Source organism: Maridesulfovibrio zosterae DSM 11974 (genome assembly GCF_000425265.1).
In the GTDB taxonomy this organism is placed as follows: Bacteria; Desulfobacterota; Desulfovibrionia; order Desulfovibrionales; family Desulfovibrionaceae; genus Maridesulfovibrio; species Maridesulfovibrio zosterae.
In genome coordinates this window covers 314,884-337,739 of record NZ_AUDC01000010.1, presented here as the reverse complement: position 1 = coordinate 337,739, position 22,856 = coordinate 314,884, and the positions used below count along the sequence as shown (strand labels likewise).

General features: G+C 42.6%; 19 protein-coding genes, 2 tRNA genes and 1 pseudogene. 15 read left to right on the top strand and 7 right to left on the bottom strand.

Features of this window, described 5'->3' with window-relative positions; all coding sequences use genetic code 11:
- Positions 1-277: 277 nt before the first annotated feature.
- From H589_RS0102245 to H589_RS0102235, 3 genes are all read left to right on the top strand, one after another.
- Complete coding sequence (locus H589_RS0102245) at positions 278-2,212, top strand: ArnT family glycosyltransferase (protein ID WP_027720520.1); 1,935 nt, start codon at positions 278-280, stop codon at positions 2,210-2,212.
- Positions 2,213-3,244, top strand: coding sequence for a dual-specificity RNA methyltransferase RlmN (gene rlmN / locus H589_RS0102240; RefSeq protein ID WP_027720519.1), 1,032 nt, complete (start codon positions 2,213-2,215; stop codon positions 3,242-3,244).
- Between the two features lie 333 nt (positions 3,245-3,577).
- Positions 3,578-4,369 carry a class I SAM-dependent methyltransferase gene (locus H589_RS0102235; protein WP_027720518.1) on the top strand — a complete coding sequence of 264 codons (792 nt, stop codon included), beginning with the start codon at positions 3,578-3,580 and terminating at the stop codon, positions 4,367-4,369.
- A gap of 446 nt (positions 4,370-4,815) precedes the next feature.
- Here H589_RS0102235 and H589_RS0102230 read toward each other — a convergent pair whose 3' ends face one another.
- Together H589_RS0102230 and H589_RS0102225 are read right to left on the bottom strand one after the other, a co-directional pair.
- Positions 4,816-6,192, bottom strand: coding sequence for a glycerate kinase type-2 family protein (locus H589_RS0102230; protein ID WP_245577021.1), 1,377 nt, complete (start codon positions 6,190-6,192; stop codon positions 4,816-4,818).
- Positions 6,179-6,898 (bottom strand): FadR/GntR family transcriptional regulator, encoded by a 720-nt coding sequence (locus H589_RS0102225; protein ID WP_027720516.1) that lies wholly within the window; start codon positions 6,896-6,898, stop codon positions 6,179-6,181. Before H589_RS0102225 ends, H589_RS0102230 begins: the two co-directional genes overlap by 14 nt.
- 251 nt (positions 6,899-7,149) lie before the next feature.
- Between H589_RS0102225 and H589_RS0102220 the strand changes: the two genes are divergently transcribed.
- On the top strand, positions 7,150-9,102 hold the full coding sequence (locus tag H589_RS0102220) for a methyl-accepting chemotaxis protein (protein WP_027720515.1): 1,953 nt from the start codon (positions 7,150-7,152) through the stop codon (positions 9,100-9,102).
- Positions 9,103-9,291: 189 nt separating this feature from the next.
- On the opposite strand, the gene H589_RS0102215 is transcribed toward H589_RS0102220, so the two are convergent.
- Both H589_RS0102215 and H589_RS0102210 read right to left on the bottom strand, forming a co-directional pair.
- A tRNA-Lys gene (locus tag H589_RS0102215) sits at positions 9,292-9,367 on the bottom strand.
- A gap of 129 nt (positions 9,368-9,496) precedes the next feature.
- Positions 9,497-9,572: transfer RNA gene (locus H589_RS0102210), tRNA-Lys, on the bottom strand.
- 272 nt (positions 9,573-9,844) lie between these two features.
- Here H589_RS0102210 and H589_RS0102205 point away from each other — a divergent pair.
- The 10 genes and pseudogenes from H589_RS0102205 to fliN all read left to right on the top strand — a co-directional run.
- The gene (locus tag H589_RS0102205) at positions 9,845-11,110 is read left to right on the top strand and encodes a phenylacetate--CoA ligase family protein (RefSeq protein WP_027720514.1); all 1,266 of its coding nucleotides are present in this window, start codon (positions 9,845-9,847) and stop codon (positions 11,108-11,110) included.
- Positions 11,111-11,206: 96 nt separating this feature from the next.
- Complete coding sequence (locus H589_RS0102200) at positions 11,207-12,307, top strand: ChaN family lipoprotein (protein ID WP_245577019.1); 1,101 nt, start codon at positions 11,207-11,209, stop codon at positions 12,305-12,307.
- A 26-nt stretch (positions 12,308-12,333) separates the two neighbouring features.
- The gene (gene mutM, locus H589_RS0102195; protein ID WP_027720512.1) at positions 12,334-13,158 is read left to right on the top strand and encodes a bifunctional DNA-formamidopyrimidine glycosylase/DNA-(apurinic or apyrimidinic site) lyase; all 825 of its coding nucleotides are present in this window, start codon (positions 12,334-12,336) and stop codon (positions 13,156-13,158) included.
- Positions 13,159-13,179: 21 nt separating this feature from the next.
- A complete protein-coding gene (gene murJ / locus H589_RS0102190) occupies positions 13,180-14,703 on the top strand; it encodes a murein biosynthesis integral membrane protein MurJ (RefSeq protein ID WP_027720511.1) in 1,524 nt (507 codons plus the stop codon).
- 71 nt (positions 14,704-14,774) lie between these two features.
- Positions 14,775-15,500, top strand: a complete 726-nt coding sequence (locus H589_RS0102185; protein WP_027720510.1) for a tRNA1(Val) (adenine(37)-N6)-methyltransferase — start codon at positions 14,775-14,777, stop codon at positions 15,498-15,500.
- A gap of 54 nt (positions 15,501-15,554) precedes the next feature.
- Positions 15,555-16,895, top strand: a complete 1,341-nt coding sequence (locus H589_RS0102180; protein ID WP_027720509.1) for an AAA family ATPase — start codon at positions 15,555-15,557, stop codon at positions 16,893-16,895.
- Positions 16,885-17,850 (top strand): metallophosphoesterase, encoded by a 966-nt coding sequence (locus H589_RS0102175; protein ID WP_027720508.1) that lies wholly within the window; start codon positions 16,885-16,887, stop codon positions 17,848-17,850. Before H589_RS0102180 ends, H589_RS0102175 begins: the two co-directional genes overlap by 11 nt.
- A complete protein-coding gene (locus tag H589_RS0102170; protein WP_156891617.1) occupies positions 17,825-18,148 on the top strand; it encodes an ADP-ribosyltransferase in 324 nt (107 codons plus the stop codon). Before H589_RS0102175 ends, H589_RS0102170 begins: the two co-directional genes overlap by 26 nt.
- 2 nt (positions 18,149-18,150) lie before the next feature.
- Complete coding sequence (locus H589_RS0102165; RefSeq protein ID WP_027720506.1) at positions 18,151-18,792, top strand: hypothetical protein; 642 nt, start codon at positions 18,151-18,153, stop codon at positions 18,790-18,792.
- Between the two features lie 136 nt (positions 18,793-18,928).
- Positions 18,929-19,174: pseudogene (fliN, locus tag H589_RS18980) on the top strand (flagellar motor switch protein FliN); the annotation flags it as partial.
- 161 nt (positions 19,175-19,335) lie between these two features.
- On the opposite strand, the gene H589_RS0102155 reads toward fliN, so the two are convergent.
- The 3 genes from H589_RS0102155 to H589_RS0102145 all read right to left on the bottom strand — a co-directional run bounded on the left by H589_RS0102155 (position 19,336) and on the right by H589_RS0102145 (position 21,564).
- Entirely contained in the window at positions 19,336-20,337 is a 1,002-nt protein-coding gene (locus H589_RS0102155; RefSeq protein ID WP_027720505.1) for a glycosyltransferase family 2 protein, read from the bottom strand.
- Positions 20,337-21,203 (bottom strand): ChbG/HpnK family deacetylase, encoded by an 867-nt coding sequence (locus H589_RS0102150; RefSeq protein WP_027720504.1) that lies wholly within the window; start codon positions 21,201-21,203, stop codon positions 20,337-20,339. The genes H589_RS0102155 and H589_RS0102150 overlap by 1 nt, the downstream gene beginning before the upstream one ends.
- A 145-nt stretch (positions 21,204-21,348) precedes the next feature.
- Positions 21,349-21,564 carry a flagellar biosynthesis anti-sigma factor FlgM gene (locus tag H589_RS0102145; RefSeq protein ID WP_027720503.1) on the bottom strand — a complete coding sequence of 72 codons (216 nt, stop codon included), beginning with the start codon at positions 21,562-21,564 and terminating at the stop codon, positions 21,349-21,351.
- Positions 21,565-21,787: 223 nt separating this feature from the next.
- On the opposite strand from H589_RS0102145, the gene H589_RS0102140 reads away from it, so the two are divergent.
- Positions 21,788-22,789 (top strand): glycosyltransferase family 4 protein, encoded by a 1,002-nt coding sequence (locus H589_RS0102140; protein WP_027720502.1) that lies wholly within the window; start codon positions 21,788-21,790, stop codon positions 22,787-22,789.
- Positions 22,790-22,856: the final 67 nt, after the last annotated feature.

Sequence of the window (22,856 nt, the reverse complement as noted above, 5' to 3'; positions counted from 1 at the left end):
GCCCGGATTGGTCCTTAAAATCATTTATTAAAATGGTTTCAGAGGCTGATGCAATGCTGGGAAGTGTTAAACAAATGGTGAATAGGAAAAGTAGTTTTATTGAAAAATGAAAACGCATATTAGCCTCTTAATATATGAGATATGTTCTACCTATACGGGTAACCTATCATTGGGATTTAATCCAGCCCTACACCTTTCGACTTGCCGAAAAAACTTTGATAGTAGTGGATTGCTTTATGGGAGGGGTTTTTAATTAACTTATCAGGAACGTAGTATAATGTTTGAAAATAATGATTCCAATATAGATTTATTTTGCAAAAAAAAATGGCCCGTACTGCTTGGCTTGCTGCTCCTTTTTGCCGCAGTAGTTTCGTTTTATGGTACATGGCTTAATTATTTTTATGATATCGACGAGCCTAAGTATGCCCGTGCAGTGTATGAAATGCTGAAGGGCGGGCACTTTTTTGCCCCCATGTTTGACGGATTACCGCGAATGGAAAAGCCTCCTCTGGCTTATTGGGTTATGTATCCATTTGGCTGGCTGGCTTCTCTAGGTGATTTCAGCGGTAACAGTTTACTTTTGCTCCGCATGCCTACGATAATATGTTCCATGCTTATAGTGTTAGGAACGGCTCTGACTGGTAGAAAACTTTTTGGTCCTGCAACAGGTCTGCTTGCCGGCATGATTTTGCAAAGTTCTATTCTTTTTAAGTTTATGGCTGTGATGATTAAGGTGGACATCGTATTTGCCTGTTGCGTTACCTGGGCAACATATTTCTATCTGCTGCATTATCTTGGAGATAAATCCCGCAGAACTCTATTGGGCGGAGCTGTTCTCACTGCGCTTGGGGTTCTAGCAAAAGGACCTTTCGCTTTTCTGCCAATGGCAGGATATGCTCTTGCAATCGGGATCAGGTACAACGTTAATAGGAAGCACGAGTCAGATGAATCTGCTACTTTTGTTTCAGCTTTTAATGTTAGAGGTTTGGTTGCTCCAAACTGGGCTGACCGGAATGTTTTTTTTCTTTGGTTTCTTTCTGGCTGTATACCTTTTTTTCTGTGGCTTTATGCCGCATGGACAAGCAGTGGATTTGATTATTCTCAAGGTCTTATAGGACAGTTCTTCCATAATACTTCGACAAGCAGTACAAAAGCCATTGATAAACTGACCAGACTTGATCCTTACTTTGATACTCTTACGGTTTTATTCTTTCCGTGGGGCGGGTATGTCTTTGGTATGGTCTATGGTGTATGGCGTTCTGTTAAAGAAAAATTTAATGAGAAATATGTATTCATGTCGTGTGTGTTTTTGGTTTATCTGCTGGTTTTCACCTTGCTCTTTAAACTGAAATCAAATCGTTATATGCTGCCTGTTTTGCCACTCCTATCAATTTTAGTTTGTGATTGGCTTCTTAATGCTAAGCGGGATAAAGCTTACAGTACTTTTTTTGAGATGGGTTTTGTCTGGCTTTGTTCCATGGCAGCTTTGCTTGGTTATCGATCTTTTCGGTCTGGTTCGATTTCAGCCAATCTGGCAGACGGCATTGTTTTAAATTCATATATGGAATTTGTTTTGCCGGTTTTTATTGCATTGGCAGTATTTTTTCTTGTGTTGCTTTTTGTCAGTATCAAGCAGGCAGAGCGCCCGGCTCTTCACATAATTGGTGGGGCTCTTGCTATGGTTGCCGTAATGCCATTTTATTATAACGCATTACCTTCATATAAGTCGCTTGAAGAAAACAGGCCTCTTCCGGTTATGGGACAGGCTGTAACAGATAAAATTATGGAAATGACTGATGGAGATACTCTAGTCCTGCATAGGCCTCGCTTCATAAAGACTTTTCCAGATGTTGTTTATTACCTTAAAAAGCTTGATAGTGGTGAGAAGTGCATGTACTCGCTCGGTTCCAGCGTTAGTGTGAGAGAAATTTTTCAGACTCTGGCAACGCCGCAGATTGCAGCTGATCTTTTTAAAAAAGAACATCCCGATGCGGAAAAATTTCCACCTTACAATTACTTTAAAAATACTGATTTCAAGAGCGCAATTCTTTTATTATCATCGGATGATTATGGCGAATTCAGACAGTTTATTACGAATCTGCCTCCTGAGCTGAGGAATATGGTTGAAGTAGAAGAAATGGATGTTTTGACGGTTAAATGGGTAAGTCACCGTATTTACTTTGTGCATATAAAAACTATGAGAATGAAATAAATGATTGATATATTGAATCTGGATTATAGTGAGCTTGAAAGTTTTGTTACTCAGGAGCTTAAAGCCCCACGGTTCAGGACTGACCAGATCTGGCAATGGCTCTGGCAGAAGGGGGCAGGTGATTTTGATTCCATGACCAACCTTGCTAAAAACCTGCGTGAAGATCTTAAAAAAAAGGCTGTCCTGAATCATCCTCAGGTAGATGTTGTCCAGACAAGTGAAGATGGGACAATTAAACTTTTGCTGCGCCTTGCAGACGGAGCTCTGGTAGAAACAGTGCTGATTCCAATGGAAGGGCGGTATACACAGTGTCTGTCCACTCAGGTCGGTTGTGCCATGGCATGCACATTTTGCAATACCGGTCTTATGGGTTTTGAACGGAACATGAGTATGTCCGAAATCTTAGGTCAGGTGCTTGCTGGTCGTAACTATTTGGAAGAGCAAAATTTAAACCCTCTCAAGAATCTGGTTTTCATGGGTATGGGTGAGCCTCTCCTCAATCTGGATAACCTGATAAAATCACTTAAGACTCTTAATAATCCTGACGGGCTAAGTTTTGTTCCACGCCGTATTACAGTTTCCTCTGTAGGATTTGTTAAGCAGCTTGAAATTCTAGGTGAATCAGGTTTAACCTTACCGGCGATTTCTTTACATGCTCCCACTCAGGAGTTGCGTGAAATGATAATGCCCAAAGCAGCTAAGACACATATAAATGATCTACTCGCAGCCATGGATAAATTTCCGCTCAAGCCGCGCGAACGGGTTACTTATGAATATTTACTTCTTGGTGGTGTGAACGATTCGATTGAGCATGCTAAGCAACTTGTAAAACTTCTTGGCCATCGTAAGTGTAAGGTAAATCTTATAGCTTATAACCCGGGCGATAAGCCGCTTTATAAAGCTCCTTCAAGAGATCAGGTTTTGGCTTTTGAAAAATATCTTTGGGATAAAAAGATTACTGCCACTATCCGAAGGTCTATGGGGCAGGATATTAAGGCTGCTTGCGGGCAATTGAAAGCTGACCAGATTTAGCAGAACGATCCGCTAAGAAATTTTATTTCTTTTACTAACCGGCCTTAATTATTGTCAGAAAGATTAAATACAGCAGACATTGAAATAAGATTTCAATGTCTGCTGTATTATTTTGTATACTTTATTGATTTCTCATAATTCAGGTTAGAATATATGAAAAGGTTTGAGTTCTATAATTTTTTCAGCAATGGGAGGGTTTTTAACCTAAATTCTTCGTTGAAAAATTGCTTTGTGTAGTAAGACAATAAGGTTTGACCGTTTGCTTAAGGCTGATTACTTTGTACCATATGGAGATGTAACTTAGCTGCGCTTAATGCGCTGAAGGTGATAGATATGGTCTGGGACGGATTCGATGCTGAGAAATTTGAAGGATGGTTTAAGACTCCTGCTGGAAGCTTTGCTTTGGAGCAGGAAGTAAAGCTTATGGATCATCTTATTTCGGGTTGGCCGCGCCGAAAACGGAAGTTACTTGAAGTGGGGTGTGGAACAGGTCTGTTTCTCGAGCATCTTTATGGATGTGGATTTGATGTGACTGGAGTGGATCATTCTCCGGTAATGCTTGATGCTGCACATAAGCGACTTGAAAAAAAAGCCTCACTATATTTATGTAACGGCGAAGTTCTTCCTTTTGATGATAATGAGTTCGATTTTACAGTACTTTGGACCGTGCTTGAGTTTTGCTCAGACCCAGCGGCAATGTTAAGTGAAGCAGCAAGAGTTTCTGCAGGAGGAGTGTTGATAGGTTTTCTTAACAGGCATTCCATATATTTTTTTACACATGGCAGAATGTGGCCATGGGCCTCTCCAAGTACCTTGCGTAATGCTACCTGGTTTTCACCTTCTGAAATGCGTAGACAGGTCAAAAAAGCTTCAGGATACAGTCCTGTAATGACAAGATCAGTTCTCCCGGGGCCTATGTGGAGCTGGAAAAGAGTTACACCATGGAAGCAGGCTAACGGTTTGATTTATCCTCCTTATTTTGGCGCGTTTACAGGCTGCAGAGTAGATTTTCGTAATCGTGTCCCTTTGAATCCATTGCATGCGTGGAAGCATATTCCATCAGCCGTTTCAACGCAGAGAAGTAAATCGTTAAAGCCTGAATGTTTCTATGAACCGGAACAATAAAATGATGCTCGTAATGCTTTAAAGATATTTAGCAGTTGTTATGAAACTACTGTTTTAAAGGTAGCGATAAAAATTTAATCGCCTCACAGGGAAGTATATAAAAGTATTTATGGATTTATTGGTTATGTAAAAATCTTCGCAGTCTATTGTAGTTAATAACGATGGACTGTTTATATTTGATGCTTAAGTAACTGAAGTCGAATATAATTATACGAAAACAGGGATGCAGTATTTAGAATTGCATCCCTGTTTTTTTAATAAGTAATTTGAAAACTTCATAGCAATTTATTACAAGAAGTGAGCGCTGATTATAATTGATAGAATAGGTTGCACTTGGGAGTTAACAGATATAAGTGGAAGACTTGCTCCAAAGTTGAAAAGGAGACCACTACTTGGGGAAGTGGAAGACCTGCAGTGGTCTCTTTTTCAGCGAAAACCCACTGACACTATTTAATTATCAGCAATTGGATGTCGCAGACATTAGTGTTTGTGGGGCCTGTTTTATGCAAGGCTCCTACCTTTTGAAGGAAGTGGTAGGAGTCGTTGTCTTTTAAGTAGTCAGTTATAGAAAGTCCCATTTCACGGGTTTTTTTTAAGACAGCTGCGTCCGAAAATCCTCCGGCGGCGTCAGTTGGACCATCATTCCCGTCAGTTGATGCTGCCAGTAAGTGTATGCCTTTTCCATCCAATGTATCCTGACTGAGCCTCATTAAAAAATTAAGAGCCATTTCCTGATTGCGGCCACCTTTACCATTGCCTTTGAGCGTTACAACTGTTTCGCCTCCGACAATAATGCAGGCAGGCTTTTTCTCCAGCAGTTCCCATTCTCTTTCATCCTGAGCAATTGCCCATAGCATATCGGCGGCATTAGAAGCTTCACCTTGCAAACGGGAAGTAAGTATTTGGACATTGTATCCGAGTTCTTCTGCTTTATTACGGGCTCCAAGCAGTGCAACTCTGTTTGTTCCTATCAAAATATTATCTGCCCGGATTTCTTTGAATTCATCAATCTTGAGGGTCTCCATCAACTTGCCTTTATTGCCAAGTTCAAGAGCTTTAATAACATGGGCCGGAACTTTATTTCTTATTTCGTAATGGTCTATGATTGAAACTGCGTCACAATATGTGCTGCGGTCAAAGCTGGTCATGCCTGATGCGATGGTATCAAGGTTGTCGCCAACAACATCTGAAAGAATCAGGTTCAGACTGCGAGCCGGCCGTAAACAGCGCAGCAGTCTTCCACCTTTCAGATTGGAAAGATGTTTACGGATACAATTTATTTCGCTGATATCTGCACCGCAAGCCAATAGAGCTTTTGTCATATTTTGCTTGTCTTCAAGTGTGACTTCAATCTTTTCGCCGTCAACTTCAGCATGCATGGGGCATGGTAGCAGAGCCGAGCCTCCTCCCGAAATCAAGTTGATTACAAGAGTTTTGTCTGTAGCAGAGCATGCCAGTTCTTCTATTTTTCTAGCTGCTTTGACTCCGTTTTTATCAGGAACAGGATGGGCTGCTTCAATAGTCTTTATGTGCAGAAGATTTTCTGTATGTCCATATTTGACAGAGATAAGTCCTGATTCAATTCGATCACCTAAAATATGTTCTACAGCAAGTGCCATTTTGGCAGTGGCTTTGCCTGCTCCTATGACAACAATGCGTTCAAACTCTTTAAGGTCGACAACAATATTATCACCATCCATGACAACCGTCAGAACTTCATTTACAAGTGACATCCTGTTGGTGATGATTTTGTATGGATCAACACTTTCAAGGGCTTGTGCAAAAATTTGTTTGAGATGTTCCTGTTCTTTAGTCATCAACATGCTTACTTCCCTTAAGACCGGCATTACCCAGTCCCTCTAGAGCTTCCTGAAGGTGGGCGTTCATAAGATTTGCTGCCTTTTCGCCGTCTTTATCTTTGATCGCAGCCAGTATTTCAATATGCTCACGCAGGCTTTTACGTGGTTGTCCCGGTATTTTAAGTGGAGCCTTCCATCCTTCAATCATAGTTTTGTATAAAGCTTCCATAATAGATGAAAGGACTTTGTTTCCTGTTGCCTTTCCCAGTAGACGGTGAAATTCTGCGTCCACTAAAATTGCTCTTGGCAGATCATCTTCTTCAATTCTTGCTGCAAACTCATCAGTGTTTCGTTGAAGAGCTTCAAAATCTTCTGCTGAAATACGCTCCGCAGCCATGCGGGCTGTACTGGGTTCAAGCAGTGCTCGCACTTCAAAAAAATGGCTCAAAGCCTCATTGTTATCTTTCAGCCATGTAGAAAGCGGGCTGAAAATATCTCCCTCGTAGCTTTTTACAAAAGCTCCGATTCCCGGCTGTGTTTCAATGAAGCCTTTGATCTCAAGTATACGTAAAGCCTCTCGGATAGAACCACGCCCGACCTGCAGCTCTTTCATGAGATGTCGTTCGGAAGGGAGGGGTTCTCCTTCTGTAAAGGTTTTGTTCTGAATCAGCTCTTCAAGTTGCTTTGCTGCTGTTTCAGAGACCCGTACTTTTTTAATAGGCTTAAACATAATCTTTCTAGCTGTTTTTTTGCAGATATTTTTTCTTTTTAACACTTAAACCAAATGTCTACTGGTCCTACCAGTATAACTGTTAGTAGATCTAGTCAAGAAGGTTATTTTAATGTGTGGTGATATTATATTGCAGATAATATTATGTTGTGTTAAATTATTATTATTTTTTGTTTTATAAAATAAAAAATTAGGTAATAATCTATTATTAGTTGTGGTAAATATTTATTTTTGGAATTTAAGGGGGCGAGATGAACTGGAAAGATATAAGATTGGCTAATAAGTTTGTAATCGGATTTGGTTCTGTGTTGGTATTACTGATGCTGTTGGGGGGGTGGTCTATCTTGGGGATTGGGCAAATTGTAGGAAATGCCGAAGAGGTGATTGAAGGTAATAGACTTCGTGCTGATTTTGTACAAAAAATTGTAGATCACCTGAATTGGGTTAATAAAGTCAATACACTTTTGACTGATAAGGATGTCAATACGCTCGATGTTCAGACAGACGCTCATAAATGTGGGTTTGGTAAATGGTATTATAGTGATGCACGTAAGGAAGCTGAAAAACTGGTTCCTGAAATAAAACCTCTTCTGGCACAGATTGAAGAGCCTCATATTAAACTTCATAAGTCAGCAATTGAAATTGCGGAAAAATATGAGCCGGTAGATCCTGAGCTTGGTAATTTTCTGCGTGAAAAGAAATTGGATCACCTTAACTGGATGATAGCGGTCTTGAAGCAGCTGATGGATCCTCAAACTAATAAACTGACTGTGCAGGGCAATCCTCATAAATGCGGACTTGGCAAGTGGCTTTATTCTTCTGAAGTTCAGGATATCGCACGAGAAAATTCTGAATTTAAAGGTTTATTAGAGAAAGTTTTTGAGCCGCACATGAAACTGCATGAAGCCGTTGCAGTTCTTGATAAATATCTCGCTAATGGAGATCATGCAGGGGCTCAGAAATATTTTTCTGAGCACGTTGAAAAGAATGCATTGGAAACACTAAGCAGAATTGACGGGTTGATTAACTGGCATAAAGAAAAATTAGAAAAACTTGCAACTGCATCTGATATATATGCCTCTGTCACTTTACCAGCTTTGAAAAAAATTCAGTCTATTCTTACACAAGTCCGCACTACTGTTGCGGATAATATTATGAAAGATGAAGAGATGTTACATGAAGCTGATAGTACCAGAAAAGTCATAATCATTGTTAGTCTTGTAGCTGTTCTGGCTGGAATAATTATGGCATGGGTTATAGCTGGCGGTATTCTTGGCCCTCTTAAGAAGGGGCTTGAATTTGTGGCGCAGGTTAGTGGTGGTAATCTGTGCGCAGACGTTGATCTAAGACGTAAAGATGAGCTTGGTAGGCTTGCTGACGGAATGCGGAATATGGTCAGTAATCTGCGTAGTGTTGTGACAGATGTTAATAATGCTTCTGATAGTGTTGCCAGCGGTAGTGAAGAGCTTTCCGCATCTGCTGAAAGCTTGTCACAGGGGGCAACCGAACAGGCTGCATCTATTGAGGAAGTTTCATCTTCAATGGAAGAAATGGCTTCTAATATCAGGCAGAATGCTGACAACGCCATACAGACCGAAGGTGTTGCAGAAAAATCTCAGGAACAGGCTGGGCAGAGTGCTCAGGCTGTTGGTGAAGCAGTACTGGCGATGAAGAGTATTGCTGAGAAAATTATGATTATTGAGGATATTGCCCGGCAAACAAACCTGCTTGCTCTTAACGCTGCGATTGAAGCTGCTCGTGCAGGCGAACATGGTAAAGGTTTCGCTGTAGTTGCTGCTGAGGTTCGTAAATTGGCAGAACGAAGCGGGGTGGCCGCTGCTGAAATAAGTGATTTATCCTCTTCTTCTGTTGCTGTAGCAGAAAAGGCCGGAGGAATGCTTGAGGAGTTGGTACCAAGTATTCGCAGGACAACAGAGCTTGTTCAGGAGATTGCGGCAGCAAGTAACGAGCAGAATACTGGTGTAATGCAAATTAATAAGGCCATTCAGCAGCTTGATAGTGTTATTCAGCAGAATGCTTCTGCTTCAGAAGAGATGGCATCAACATCAGAAGAGCTTTCTCGTCAAGGGCAGTTGTTGCAGCAGGCGATGAGTTTTTTTAGAACGGAAAATATGCAGCAGAGAATGCTGTCTTCAGGACGATCTCAGTGTGAAAACGATGAGGATGGTTTTGATCGTTTTTAAACTGGATTTTATATTATAAAATAGCCCCCATAAGGAACCTTATGGTATGCCTCTCCCCATCAGGTGAAAGGTTGGAGCCTGAAGGGGCTATCTTACCTAGTCCACCCAATGGGGGCTATTTTATTTTTTAAAGGCGTCTAAACCAAGAAAAGGCACTCAATCTTACGATTGAATGCCTTTCTTTCTAAATGGTAGGGCGTGCTGGGCTCGAACCAGCGACTCTCTGCTTAAAAGGCAGATACTCTACCGACTGAGTTAACGCCCCATATATTTAAAAGCTGATCTACCAAGTATAACTGAGTTGTTAGAACAAGTCAATCCTTTTTTTAAAAACTTGATGACCGCCAATTGTAAAAATTAACCCTGCTTAAGGGTAAATTTTTGTGTTCTACGGTGGTAGGGCGTGCTGGGCTCGAACCAGCGACTCTCTGCTTAAAAGGCAGATACTCTACCGACTGAGTTAACGCCCCTCCCGTGTGAACGAAGTTGTGTTTAGCTGGACTGGTCATGTGTGTCAACAAAAAAAATGAAAAAGATTGTTTTTTTTGTTTTTAATATTAGAATTCATGAGTGTAATTATAGTTTGAAAAATTGAACTATGCCTTGTTTGTTGTTATATTATCTCGAAATAATTGGATAAAATATAAAATTATTGACAAATAAGTTTTGTTTTCATATATTACTTAAGCTAAGAGAAGAGTCCGCTTTTAACTTGGCAATAAATTTTGGAGGAAACCTATAAATGACTCGTAAAGATCGTACCGAGGGCATTTTCAGTCGTCGTGAAGTTCTTGATGAGGGCGAAAGACGCCAATACTGTGCGTTACAGCTCAAAGAACTTCTGACATATGCCTACCGTTATTCAGAAGATGTAAAAAAACGCTTCGATAGAGCTCAGTTCCAGGTTGATAAATTTAAAGACCTTTCCGATCTCAAACATATACCCATATTAAAAAAGAAAGAGCTTATCTTTTTGCAGTCCATGGGACCGCGTCTTGGTGGGTTGCTTACTAAAGACCTTGGCGAATTGCGTCGAGTTTTTCTCTCTCCCGGACCGATTTTCGATCCTGAAGATCGTGCTGATGATTACTGGGGATGGACTGAAGGTTTTTACGCTGCCGGTTTTCGTTCCGGTGACGTAGCTCAGATAACCTTCAACTATCATCTGGCTCCAGCCGGTCTTATGTTTGAAGAACCGCTTCGCAACTTGAACTGTGCAGTAATTCCTGCTGGTCCTGGTTCTACCAACAGCCAGCTTGAAATTATGCAGAAGCTGAGAGTTACCGGATATGTTGGTACTCCAAGCTATCTTATGCATCTTGCACAGAAAGCTGAAGAAGCCGGTCTCAACCTGCGTAAAGATCTTTACCTTGAGGTTGCTTTTGTTACCGGAGAAAAATTCTCTGAAAAAGTCCGTTCCTCGTTGGAAAAGAAATTCGACCTGATTATGCGTCAGGGCTACGGAACAGCTGATGTCGGCTGTATCGGTTACGAATGTTATCATAAAAATGGCCTGCATATTACTAACCGGGCATTTGTTGAAATCTGTCATCCTGATACAGGTATTCCTCTTAAGGACGGCGAAGTTGGCGAAATCGTCATCACTGCATTCAACAAAACATATCCCCTTATCAGACTTGCCACAGGTGATCTGAGCTATATCGACCGCACACCATGTGCTTGCGGACGTTCTACTCCACGCCTCGGCAACATTGTCGGCCGCGTAGACACTACTGCTCGTATTAAAGGTATGTTTGTTTATCCTCATCAGGTGGAGCAGGTTATGGCCCACTTTGAAGAAGTCAAACGCTGGCAGATTGAAGTCACCAACCCCGGTGGTATTGATGAAATGATCCTCAATATCGAGGTTTCCAACTTTAAGCGTGAAGAAGAGCTGCTGCACATGTTCCGTGAGAAAATCAAACTTCGTCCGATGCTTAAGGTGCTGACTCCAGGCTCTCTGCCTCCGCAGATCAGACCCATTGAAGATAAAAGAATCTGGGATTAACCTGGTTTCTGCATGGTTCAAAAATACAGTAATAAATGCGCAAAGAGCTTTTTGGCTCTTTGCGCACTTTTTTTTCTTATGGCTGGAGCCGGGTGTGTGAAAAAAGTTGTACCGCCTGACATGGCTGTTTCGTTTTTGCCATGTTCGGGAGACTTTCTCAATCAAACCGGCGATAAACTACCATTTAATAAACTTATTCTGAAGGCCGGTAATGCTGATTATGTTCTTATCGGAGAAGGACATAACAGTGTTTGTGACCATAAGGTTCAGTATAAAATTATTGAAGGGCTGACTCGCAGCAAGGCTAAGTATGCAATCGGTCTTGAAATGGTAACAGCCCGGAAGCAGGATGTTCTCAACCGGTTTAATCTGGGACAGATAGGTGTTGATGATTTACCTGTAGAACTGGATTGGGAAAACGGATGGCGCTATGACTTTAATATGTACCGGCCAATTTTTGAACTGGCAGCAAAGCGTCAGCTTACAGTTGCCGGACTCAATTTTCCTTTCAGCCTGACCAGAGAAATACATAAAAAAGGTCTTGAAGGATTAGCTCCTGCTGAGCGCTCCATGCTGCCTGATGTCGTAATCCCTCCGGCTCCTGAACAGGAGGAAGGGCTTAAGAAGGTGCTTGCAATGCATGCACATCGCAATGCAACTGATCCTGTACAAATTAAGCGTTTTTTTCTTGTACAGTCTCTGTGGGATACGGCTATGGCTGAAAAGTCCGTCAGTCTTCGTAAACGTTCAGGGCATCCGGTAATTGTTCTTGCCGGAGGTGGACATGTTGAGCATAGCTGGGGTATTGCGCGCCGGTTAAGGATTCTTGATCCAAAAGCCAGAATTATGTCCATAATGCCGTGGCGTGGAGATGAATTTTATCCCAAGGCAGCAGATTCATTTTTTTATTGTCCACCATCATATGAAAGCAGAATGGGGATGACTATTGAGATGCGTCAGGGACAGGCGGTTATTACCGCAGTCAAAAGAGATCAAAAAGCCTATAAAAAGGGAATTAGACCAGGCGATGTCATTGCCAAAGCGCAAGGAATTCCCGTATCTAGGCTTTCAGCAATGCATATGGCCGGAGCCATGGCTCATAAAGAAAATAAGCCGCTTATTTTTACCATAGACAGGCAGGGACATGTTTTTGATCTTGATATGGGACAGCTCACACGATTGAAGAAAGATAAATAATTATTATATATTCCAGGAAAGATAAAATGCCAGAATTGCCAGAAGTTGAAGTTATTTCCCGTGGTCTTGCCAAGTCTCTTGTCGGCAAGACCATAGAGTCCGTTAAAATTCTTAATCACAGCAGTGTAAAGATGCCATGGCATGTATTTTCTTCCCGTGTTGCAGGAAAGGAGATTACCAGCGTTCATCGCCGTGCCAAGTTGCTCATAATGGATCTCGGAGAAGATTTGCATGTGACGTTTCATCTTAAAATGACTGGACGGGTTCTAGCTCATGATGGTGAAACAATTCCCGAAACACATACCCGTATCGTTTTCGGTCTCACTGACGGTGGTTCAATAGAATTTCATGATACCCGTAAATTCGGCGAAGTTCGTGCTCTTAATAATGAAGAACTTCAGGATTGGAATTTTTATCGCAACCTTGGTCCGGAGCCTCTTGAAACTTCTGCTGATGAACTGGTTAAGTGTGTTGAAGGACGCAAAGCTCAGATCAAAGGTTTACTGCTTAATCAGTCTATTGTTGCCGGGGTTGGTAACATATATGCCGACGAATCTTTATTTCGTTCCGGTATTCATCCAAAAGCTAAAGCATCTGATCTATCAAAAGAAACTCTCAAAAACCTTTTTAATAACTTGCAGGCTGTATTAAAGCAGGCAATCAGCGAAAACGGCAGCTCTATCCGCGATTATGTTGATGCCGGAGGTGATGCAGGAGGATTCCAGAATTCTTTTAAGGTCTATGGCAAAAAAGGTGAAGCATGCCCAGCTTGCGGCAAAATTTTTGAAAGTGGAACCGTTGCTGGGCGTAGCTCCACTTTTTGCAGCAACTGCCAGAAAATGAAAGATTAATCTGTATGGATTTTATTTTATATGACATCTGAATCAAGTAAAATTGTTCGCAATGCTTCGGTTGTTGCCGGGGCGACGTTGCTATCTCGGGTCCTTGGCTTTGTCAGGGACCTTATTGTTGCATTTGCACTCGGGGCAGGCCTGCCTGCAGATGCATTTTTTGTGGCGTTCCGTATTCCTAATCTGCTTAGAAGGTTATTCGGTGAAGGATCTCTGACCATGGCTTTTGTCCCTGTTTTCAGCCGTGTCAGACGTGAACAGGGTGAGGAGGCTGCTTTTGAGATGGCTAGGTCAACCTTGACCTGGCTGTTGATAATTCTTGGCTGTCTTACCCTGCTTGCAATTGTTTTTGCCAAACCTCTGGTGCTGGTTATTGCGCCGGGTTTTGACCGCAATCCGGAGTTGATGTCTCTTACTGTTGATTTAGTAAGAGTCTGTTTCCCTTATGTTATTTTTATTTGCGGTGTTGCACTCTGTATGGGTATTTTGAATAGTATGGGGCATTTTCTGGCTCCAGCACTGGCTCCATGCGCACTCAACATAGCGTTGATCGGTTCTGCCCTTATCGGGTATTTCACTGGAAACAGTGTCGCCTTGTTTATGGCTTGGGGCGTACTTATCGGCGGTGTATTGCAATGGCTGCTGCAACAGCCGTATCTTAAACGGATTGGTCTTAGCTGGCGCGGAAAGCGTAGTCTGGCTGATCCGGGTGTTAAGAGTATGGGGAAACTCATGCTTCCGACCGTACTGGGGGCGGCTGTTTACCAGATTAATGTTGCACTCGGTACTTTGCTGGCTTCATTTTTGCCTGTCGGCAGTGTCTCGTATCTTTATTATGCTGACAGGCTGGTGCAATTTCCTCTTGGCGTTTTCGGGATAGCTGTCGGAACCGCTGCACTACCCAGTCTAGCTGCTCTTTGTGTGGATGGTAAAGAGCATGAATTTGCTGAGACCTTGAAACAGACAGTAGGGCTGACTCTTTTTATTTCTCTTCCGGCAATGGCCGGACTTGTTTCGTTGGCGAAACCGCTTATAGGACTACTCTTTGAGCGGGGCGCTTTTGACGCTGTCGCGGTCGCATCAACTGCTCAGGCTTTGATGGCTTATGGAGTGGGGTTGCCTTTTATTGCTATGTCCCGTCCTCTCGTATCTGCTTTTTATGCGCAGGAAGATACTAAAACTCCGGTTAAGATAGCTGTCTTGTGCTTGCTGGTGAATGTCGGCGCCGGTTATCTGCTTATGCAGTATATGGCACATGTAGGGTTGGCTCTGGCCGTTTCTCTGTCATCAATGCTGAACTGTCTGTTACTTGCTGCAGTCATGGCCCGCAGGACCGGACACTTACCTCTACCGGGGCTGAGTGTATTAAAAAGTGCATTTTTAAGTGGTTTAGTAGGTATCGGGGCATGGTACAGCTCCAGATATAATATCTTATGGTTTGCACTGATTCCGGTCTGGATAGCAGTTTATGCTGCCGGATCGTTATTGCTTCGGTCTGATGATGCCAGCATGCTGATTAGTGCTCTCAGGCGCAGGAAGGGATAAATTTATGTGCGATCGGGTTTATATTTTGGGATTTCTGTATTGTTTGCACTGCTGTATAAAAAGAGATTTTTATGTGTGAAGAAGGGCGTGCATATTTTCCCCGCGGTCTTGAACAGCCTGCAACTGGTTTTCGTTTTTCTACGGACTCCTTACTTCTTAGTTCATTTGCCTCTGTACCTGCTATAGGGAGGGTTCTTGATCTTGGGACTGGCTGCGGAGTTATCCCGCTTGGAATATTATTGCATAACCTGAATAGTGATCTCCATGTTACCGGATTGGAAGTTAACCCTGAGATGATTGATGCGGCACGTAACAATATAGGTACATTAGGTTTTGCTGACCGGATTGAAATTATAAATGGTAATGTTTGTAAACCTTATTTTGCACCTGCTGAAAGCTTTGATGTTGTTGTGTCCAACCCCCCATACAGGATTGAAGGGAGGGGCCGGTCCTGCCCTGATGTATTTAAGAATGCTGCCCGTTTTGAGATTGAAGCTGATTTAGATGTATTCAGCAACGCAGCAGCCCGTATGGTTCGTAATCGTGGGCGAGTCTGTTTTGTCTTTCTGGCTGAACGTCTGACAGAGTTGATAAATTCTTTTACCCGTCATAGGCTCGAGCCCAAGCGTATTAAGTTTGTACACGGACGTTTAAATACCCCCTCCAAGGTGGTTATGATTGAGGCTGTGAAGAACGGTAAGCCAGGTTTAATCGTCGAGCCTCCGGTCATTTTATATGCAGATGATGGATCGGTAACACTTAGTGCCGTTGAATACTGTTCGTTTATTGCTAAATGATCCTTAATTTTTCCATTAATTTATTTTTTCATTTTATGGTTTCCGAAGGCATGTATGATTAAAAGAATTATTTTAAAAAATTTCCTTGCCCATGCAGATACTGTAATAGAGTTAGGGGCAGGTATGACCGTTCTTACCGGTCCCAACAACAGCGGAAAATCTTCTGTTGTTGAGGCCCTGCGCTGCATTGCCACCAACCCGTTACCAAAACACTTTATCAGGCACGGGGCCAAGGTTGCTCGTGTTGAGCTTGAAATGGATGATGGTGTTCGTGTCGCATGGATTCGCAAGAAAGCAACTGCCTGGTATGAAGTGACAATGCCCGGCTCAGAAGAGCCGGAGGTTTATGCCAAGTTCGGTCGCAGGCCACCTGAAGATGTTTTAAAGTTGTTACGTCTTAATCAAGTTCCGCTTGAAGGCGGAAACTCTCTTGATGTGCATATTGGAAATCAGCGAAACCCTATATTTCTGCTTGATCAACCTTCAAGTGTCGCGGCCCAGTTCTTTGCTTCTTCATCAGAAGCATCACATCTTTTGGCAATGCAGACTGAACTTAAAAATAGAGTTAGAACAGCCAAAAGAGAGAAAAAATTTCAGCAGAGTAAGATGGTTTTGATTGCTGAAGAGCTGGACAGCTTGCAGGATCTGCCACGGGTTAATCTGGAACTTGATGCGGCCCGTGATTTAAAAGTACAAAGCGATAAAATTGCCGATGAGATTCCTGTAATTGAAAATCTGATGCAACATAAGTCTGAATTAGAAGAAATTCAGGCAAATTTGATTGAGAGAAGAAAAGGGTTGGCTGATTTGCAGGCCGGGCCTGAACTTTTCCCTATTTTTCCGCTTGAGTCTGTTACTTCCCGTATAGAACAACTGCACTCTCATGGTTATAATTTGAAAAAGCGCTCTCTTTCACTTGATGGAATTACGCCACCGCCGGAGCTGTTTCCTGTTCAGCGGCTGGAAGCTGAAAGTGCAAGGCAAGTGCAGCTTACCAGAGCAGAAGCAAGTCAGAATATGCGAAGTCATGTATTGAAAAATTTGTGCTCTCCTCCCGAGCTCGAAGATGTTTCATTTCTTTCCACAATCATCAGCAATATCGTCCGCAATCTTAATTACAGGTCAGGCATAGCTGGAAGATCAAAGCTTTTAAGCCCTCTTGCCGGTCCTCCTGAGCTTTTTGACAGTTCACATCTTATTCAAACTCTTAATAATATTTCGTCCCTAAAGCAGTCTAAGAAAGATATGCAAAAAAGAATGGATGATCTTGAACAGTCCGGAAGAGATTTAAAAACGCGTATTGAAAAGCGTTTGACTGAGATCGGTAGTTGCCCCCTATGCGGAGGGGATCTTGAAGCTGAGAAGTTGATTGGGGAGAGTTCTTATGAGTCTTGATATTGTGCAGGGCAAAGGGCTTTTTCTTATCGGAGATCCGCATATAGCATCCACGCCTCCGGGCCAGCGTCTGGGCGATTTTGCTTTGGATGTATTGAATAAGCTTGAGGCCTGTTTTAAACAGGCTGCTGCGCTTGATATGGTCCCGCTTATTCTTGGAGATCTTTTTCATTGGCCCCGTGATAACGGGAACAGTCTGTTGGTAGATATGATCAGGGTGTTCAGACCGTATAAGCCTTTTGTGCTGGTTGGGAATCATGATAAATATCAGGCCCGATTTACACCTGATGTATCCATGGCTGTTCTTGACGCAGCAGGTGTAATCCGGCTCATCAGTGATGACGGTCCAGCCTTTGAGCTTGAAACTCCGCAGGGCCTTGTTCTGGTCGGAGGGTCACCGGACGGGACTAAGATACCTAAAGGTTATGATAGGAAAGACGGCAGATATACAAAAGTTGTCTGGGTGACACATCATAATATTTCATTTCCAGACTGTAAAAAACTACAGCACACCATAAAAGAAAAGTCAGGTATAGACTGGATAATCAACGGGCATATCCATGGCCCGCGAGAATCGATTATTGAAGGGATGACCACCTGGGCTAATCCTGGCAATATTTCCAGGCTTATTTTTTCACAATTTGGCCTTGAGCGTAAGCCGCAGGCCGGAATATGGACACCGGACGGTGAGGATTTAGATTTATGGGAAATTCCGCATCGTGATTTTTATGAAGTTTTTCCTGATCAGGAATTTCCTCTGGAACTGGAAGATGCTGAAGCAGCAGAATCAAAATTTTTGCAGGGTTTGGAACGGCTGGCTTGGAAACGCACTCATGAAGGGGCGGGATTGAAACAGTTTTTGGAAGAAAATATTGATCCCCATGAGCCTGAAAGCAAGCTTATATGGGAATTATATACGGAGGTTACCGATGGCAATGGGGCAGGGAATGAATAACGGCAATATGAATCAGCCCGGAAACGGTCTTGAACAGGAACTGGCACAGCTTAAACGGCAGTATGAACGTTTGCGTGAAGATAAAGTCCGCACTGAACAGAATTTGGATAACATCGGCCGTCAGCTTGCTGATCTGGAAGCTCAGGCCATGCAGCAGTATGGAACTTCTGATCCTCAGGAGTTGAACCAGCTTCTTGAAGAAAAGCGTACTGAAAATGCGAAACTTGTCGCAGATTACCGCGCTCATATCACTTCCATTATGGAAGGGCTACAGAAGCTTGAGCAGGGTGGAAAGTAAAAGTGCAGTCCGGTGAATTACCATCACTTGAATCTCTTGAACGCAGGGCTGACCGATTAGGTGCCAGGGCTTCATCTCGAGTAGATGATTGGATTGCTTTGCAGGAAGAAGCTCGTAAGATCGAAGAATTTCTGGAACTTGCTCCTGCGGCAGCTTCTAGGCTGGAAGAGCTTTCCACTGCCTTATTCGGTGAACTCCTCAATGAGCTTGAAACCAATCTTACCCACGCAATCAGAGAAATTCTCGGGCAGAATCGTGAGGTAAAAGCTGTCGCTTCTATCCGGGATAAAAAGCTTCAGGTTGATTTCCAGATTCTCAATAACGGCGGTGAGGAAGATATAATGGTCGGACAGGGCGGATCAGTCTGTAATATCTTGTCCGTAGGGTTGCGGCTTATTGCTCTTTCACGACTTAATCCTGAATCACATCGTCCTTTTCTGGTGCTTGATGAGCAGGATTGCTGGTTGCGTCCAGATCTGGTTCCCCGTTTTATGGAATTAATAGGCACTATTGCCCAGAGACTGGGATTTCAGGTTCTAGTCATCAGCCATCATCCGCTGGATCTTTTTTCAGAAAGTGCAGATTCCATTTTGGCCCTTAAACCACAGAAAGAAGGCGGGCCGAGTATAGAACCTGTAAAATAATTTTCATATGATAGCTGAAAATAAGTCTGTTCCGGTTTTGCTGGTTGTTTGGGGCTTTTTCAGTTAAGTTATGATGACAGTTAATTAAGAAATTATGCGGAGTATTTAAATGGCATCTGAACCAAGTCTGAAACGTATTCTGGACATCCCTCTTGAAGTAAAGGTTGAGATGGGCAGGACCAAGTTGTTGGTCAATGAAATTATCCAGTTCGGTCAGGGTACTGTTATTGAACTGCATAAATTAGCAGGCGAGCCTCTTGATATGTATGTAGAAGGAAGGCTTGTTGCGCGCGGTGAACTCGTAGTTATTAATGAAAATTTCGGTTTCAGGATTACTGAAATTATTAAACCTGAAGACAGAATTAAAAAGCTTGGTCTTTAAGGTTCTCACTGTAGTATATTAAATTTGTTTATATCCGATAAAAAAATGTAGATGCTTACTGAACCGTAAGCATCTACATTTTTTTATCTAATTCGAGAGTACAGATAGGCTTAGACCTTCTCTTCTCCAAAGTGTTTAATCATAGAATAAAAAATTATTTTTTACCTGCCCTGGCAATTCCCTGCCCTGGCAATTCCCTGAGTGACAGTTTCCCTTATCTGGTATGTTTTGTTGCCCATGACAGCGTCATAGGTATTGGCAAGTGATTCGAGTATGAATCCTGTGGACATAAATCCAAGCGAGCTGAGATAAAGCAGAATACAGCCCATGAAAGGAGGACGGGTGCCCATATGTATGCCGAAAAATACTTTTCCATAAAGCAGCCACAGCATGATCAGCGATGCAATCATGAATAGCAACAGGCTGATGCGGCCGAAAAGATAGATAGGGCGCTGTTTGAATGAGGACTGGAACCACAGCATTATAATATCGAAAAGGACATCAATAGAGCGGGCCAGTCCATAATGGCTTTGACCTGCAAATCTGGCAGGGGCGGAAATTGGAACTTCGGAAACAGATCCTCCCATGCTGTAAACTAGAGCCGGAATAAGGCGATGCTGTCCTTCACGCAGGGTCATGGAACGGGCCAGTTTACCTTTAAGTACAGATAGCCCCCCCATATCCTTGACCTGACATCCGCTGGTAGCCCGCATTAGATAGTTTGCAATTTTGCTGGGAAGTTTGCGTTTGATCATGGATTCACCGCGATTAGTGCGGCAGCCGGAAACAAGATCATAGCCCTTGCGTATCTCTTCGATAAGAGAAGGTACTTCTTCCGGCTTGTGTTGCAGGTCGCCGTCCATGATAACTACATAGCGGCCTTTACTTTCCTGAATTCCAGCATAAATAGCGGTGCACTGACCACGGTTACGAGCCAGCATAATCCCTTTGAGGTTAGGATCATTTACAGAAAGTTCTCGGATTATATCTTCAGTGCAGTCAGTAGAGCCGTCATTAACAAGTAGGATTTCATACGTTGTGTTCATGTTTTGAAGTGCTTCACCGATACGGCGGTGGAATTCGCGTACACAGCCTTCTTCGTTATGCATTGGCGTGACAATACTGACCTCTATATCCTGATCATGTTCCATATATTCTTGCATTATTTAATTTCTCCGGTCCGGGGATCTATTTGTCCGTAATTGACAGGTGTGGCCCCGATTTTTTCAAAAATTTCAAGCCATCTTTTTATTGACAGGGAAAGATATTCTTCCTTCCATTGTTTTTCAACCCGCATGGGCCCGAAGTCGGAAGGGAGCGGTCCGTCTCCATGCGCAGGATTACCGGGATGGCAGACTATTTCGATAATTTCAGGTCGGTATGTTTCAATGTATTTTTCAAAAAGTTCAGGGGTTAAGTTTTCTTTCTGGTTGCCTATGCCCCATACACAGGATGCTGTGCGGGGTAGTTTTTCCGGAAATGATCCTGCAAGGCAGAACTTTAAAAAATTAACGCGCAGTATATCTTTATTAAAAGGTAAAAACGATGAATGTTCAAATGGTCTGCGCATCCATTTAATTCCATATTTACAAGCCAGTCTGCCTGCTAAATTGTATAGCCCAGGCCATGCATGGATATGTTTTTCGCTGTCAAAATGGGTCAATCTAACATTGTGGTCCAGAAGGTATTCTATCTGTGCTGACCATTCCTTTTCAACTTCAGTCAGTCTGATACGGCCTGTTATGTATCGTAGCAGCAGGGACGAATAATTGCCGAACAGAAGTCCGTCGTCATCCACAAGGCTGGGTATATGGTCTGGATTGGATATGGGTTTTCCCCGCAGCAGGTTTAAGTGCGCACCAATACCGAGAGCTTCGTGCTTATCTTGAAGCAGGACAGACTCAGATAAATCAGGACCGTTGGCAAGCATTGTCGATGAGGTTACAACCCCAATTTCGGCAAGTTCATCCACGGCTCTGCGCACTGCTGGGTGCAGTCCCAGATCATCCACATTTATTACAATTAACATTATACCTCCGGTTTCAGACCAGGCAGTCTAAATCTATGTGCGCCGAAGGTAAAGTCTGTTGTATGGAAAATATATCAGAGATAATTGTTGAGAGAGTTCAGGCCGGATAGTGAGATCGGGGATAATTGTTCATGCTGGCATAAAATTATTGAAAGCTGTTTGAGGGCATGGTTCCCCTGACCAGATTAATGGCTATTTCACCGATTGACGGGCGATAGCTTCCAGTGCGAATCTGTTCACGAAGTTCATTAAGCTTTTGCCGGCGTTCAGCATTTTCATCATCAAATTCTAATATACTGTTTTCAGATGATGGAGTGCAGGACTTCCAAGAGCTGTTTTTATTTGTTTTTTCGAAACTCATCTCTCCTCCCGGAGTCAGTAACTTGATTTATCTTCTATGGTTTATATCGGCAGAACTTACAGATAATTTAGTAGTAAATGTGTATTTACAATACGACTCTAGACTAACTAAGTCTTTGTAATTAAAACCTATTTTTAAGGCGTCAAATTTGCTGAAATATCGAAAGTATTGTAATAAAAACACAAATAGGCATTAATTAAATCTGTAGTAATTAAATTATATAATGACAAAAATTCCAAAAATTCTTTTTCTTGCTCAGTCCGGTGATGATCTGCCCAGTGTACGCTTCAGAGTTCTTCCATATGTTGAGCTTGGAAAAACTTTGGGCTGGGATATCCGTAAAAAGCGTATTCCGAAATCTTTTTTTAAAAGATTGAGTTTTTTTACTGGGCTTGGCAGATATGACGCAATTGTTATCCAGAAAAAACTTTTTTCGCCGCTTGAACCAATGCTTCTCAAAAGCAGGTGCAGCAATCTTGTTTATGATTTTGATGATGCCCTTTGGACTTTTCATCCAAGTGTTCCACCAAGTGCCAGACGTGATGCAAGATCAGCCAAGGATACGAAACGATTTTTAAGGCAGTGTCGTCAGGTGGATACTGTTATTGCCGGTAATTCATACCTTGCTGCGCGTGGTGCGGAAGGTTCATCAAATATTAAGATTATTCCCACTCCGCTTGATACTGATAAATATATTCCGGGTTCTTTTCATCCGGATCGTTCTCGTGTGGGCTGGATGGGTACTTCAAGTAATATGTTTTTCATAGATGAAGTCCTGCAAAGCCTTAACCCTGTGCTTGTTGCAGATCCTGCTTTTGTGGTTTCCAATAAAATTTATACGGGCAATGCTTCTGATCTGGTATCATACGAAGACTGGAGTTCTGAACGGGAGGTGGAGCAGCTTCAATCAATGGATATAGGGCTTATGCCCCTTACCGATGATGAGTATACCAGAGGGAAGTGTGGATTTAAGTTGTTGCAATATATGGCTTGCGGAGCGGTGCCAGTTGCTTCAGCAGTGGGATTCAACAAAGAGATTATTGAAGATGGTAAAGATGGGTTTCTAATTTCATCACCGCAGCAATGGCTGGAACGGGTGCAATTGCTTAAATCTGATCCCGATTTGAGAGCAAAAATGCGTGAAGCAGCTCGCAAAAAAGTTGTATCTAGATTTTCTTTGAAAACTGCAGCTGAAAAACTTTGGGCTGCACTGGGTGTAAGTTGAGTCTATTTTTTCTAAGATATTAAATAGCAGCATATGCAATTAATTTCCTCGTTATTCACGGAGGTAT

Coding starts and splice junctions, on each gene's coding strand:
- rlmN (WP_027720519.1), top strand. CDS start 2,213: ATGATTGATATATTGAATCTGGATTATAGTGAGCTTGAAAGTTTTGTT.
- H589_RS0102145 (WP_027720503.1), bottom strand. CDS start 21,564: ATGAGTTTCGAAAAAACAAATAAAAACAGCTCTTGGAAGTCCTGCACT.
- H589_RS0102170 (WP_156891617.1), top strand. CDS start 17,825: ATGGCAATGGGGCAGGGAATGAATAACGGCAATATGAATCAGCCCGGA.
- H589_RS0102220 (WP_027720515.1), top strand. CDS start 7,150: ATGAACTGGAAAGATATAAGATTGGCTAATAAGTTTGTAATCGGATTT.
- H589_RS0102140 (WP_027720502.1), top strand. CDS start 21,788: ATGACAAAAATTCCAAAAATTCTTTTTCTTGCTCAGTCCGGTGATGAT.
- H589_RS0102155 (WP_027720505.1), bottom strand. CDS start 20,337: ATGCAAGAATATATGGAACATGATCAGGATATAGAGGTCAGTATTGTC.
- H589_RS0102205 (WP_027720514.1), top strand. CDS start 9,845: ATGACTCGTAAAGATCGTACCGAGGGCATTTTCAGTCGTCGTGAAGTT.
- mutM (WP_027720512.1), top strand. CDS start 12,334: ATGCCAGAATTGCCAGAAGTTGAAGTTATTTCCCGTGGTCTTGCCAAG.
- H589_RS0102225 (WP_027720516.1), bottom strand. CDS start 6,898: ATGTTTAAGCCTATTAAAAAAGTACGGGTCTCTGAAACAGCAGCAAAG.
- murJ (WP_027720511.1), top strand. CDS start 13,180: ATGACATCTGAATCAAGTAAAATTGTTCGCAATGCTTCGGTTGTTGCC.
- H589_RS0102235 (WP_027720518.1), top strand. CDS start 3,578: ATGGTCTGGGACGGATTCGATGCTGAGAAATTTGAAGGATGGTTTAAG.
- H589_RS0102230 (WP_245577021.1), bottom strand. CDS start 6,192: ATGTTGATGACTAAAGAACAGGAACATCTCAAACAAATTTTTGCACAA.
- H589_RS0102185 (WP_027720510.1), top strand. CDS start 14,775: ATGTGTGAAGAAGGGCGTGCATATTTTCCCCGCGGTCTTGAACAGCCT.
- H589_RS0102245 (WP_027720520.1), top strand. CDS start 278: ATGTTTGAAAATAATGATTCCAATATAGATTTATTTTGCAAAAAAAAA.
- H589_RS0102180 (WP_027720509.1), top strand. CDS start 15,555: ATGATTAAAAGAATTATTTTAAAAAATTTCCTTGCCCATGCAGATACT.
- H589_RS0102175 (WP_027720508.1), top strand. CDS start 16,885: ATGAGTCTTGATATTGTGCAGGGCAAAGGGCTTTTTCTTATCGGAGAT.
- H589_RS0102150 (WP_027720504.1), bottom strand. CDS start 21,203: ATGTTAATTGTAATAAATGTGGATGATCTGGGACTGCACCCAGCAGTG.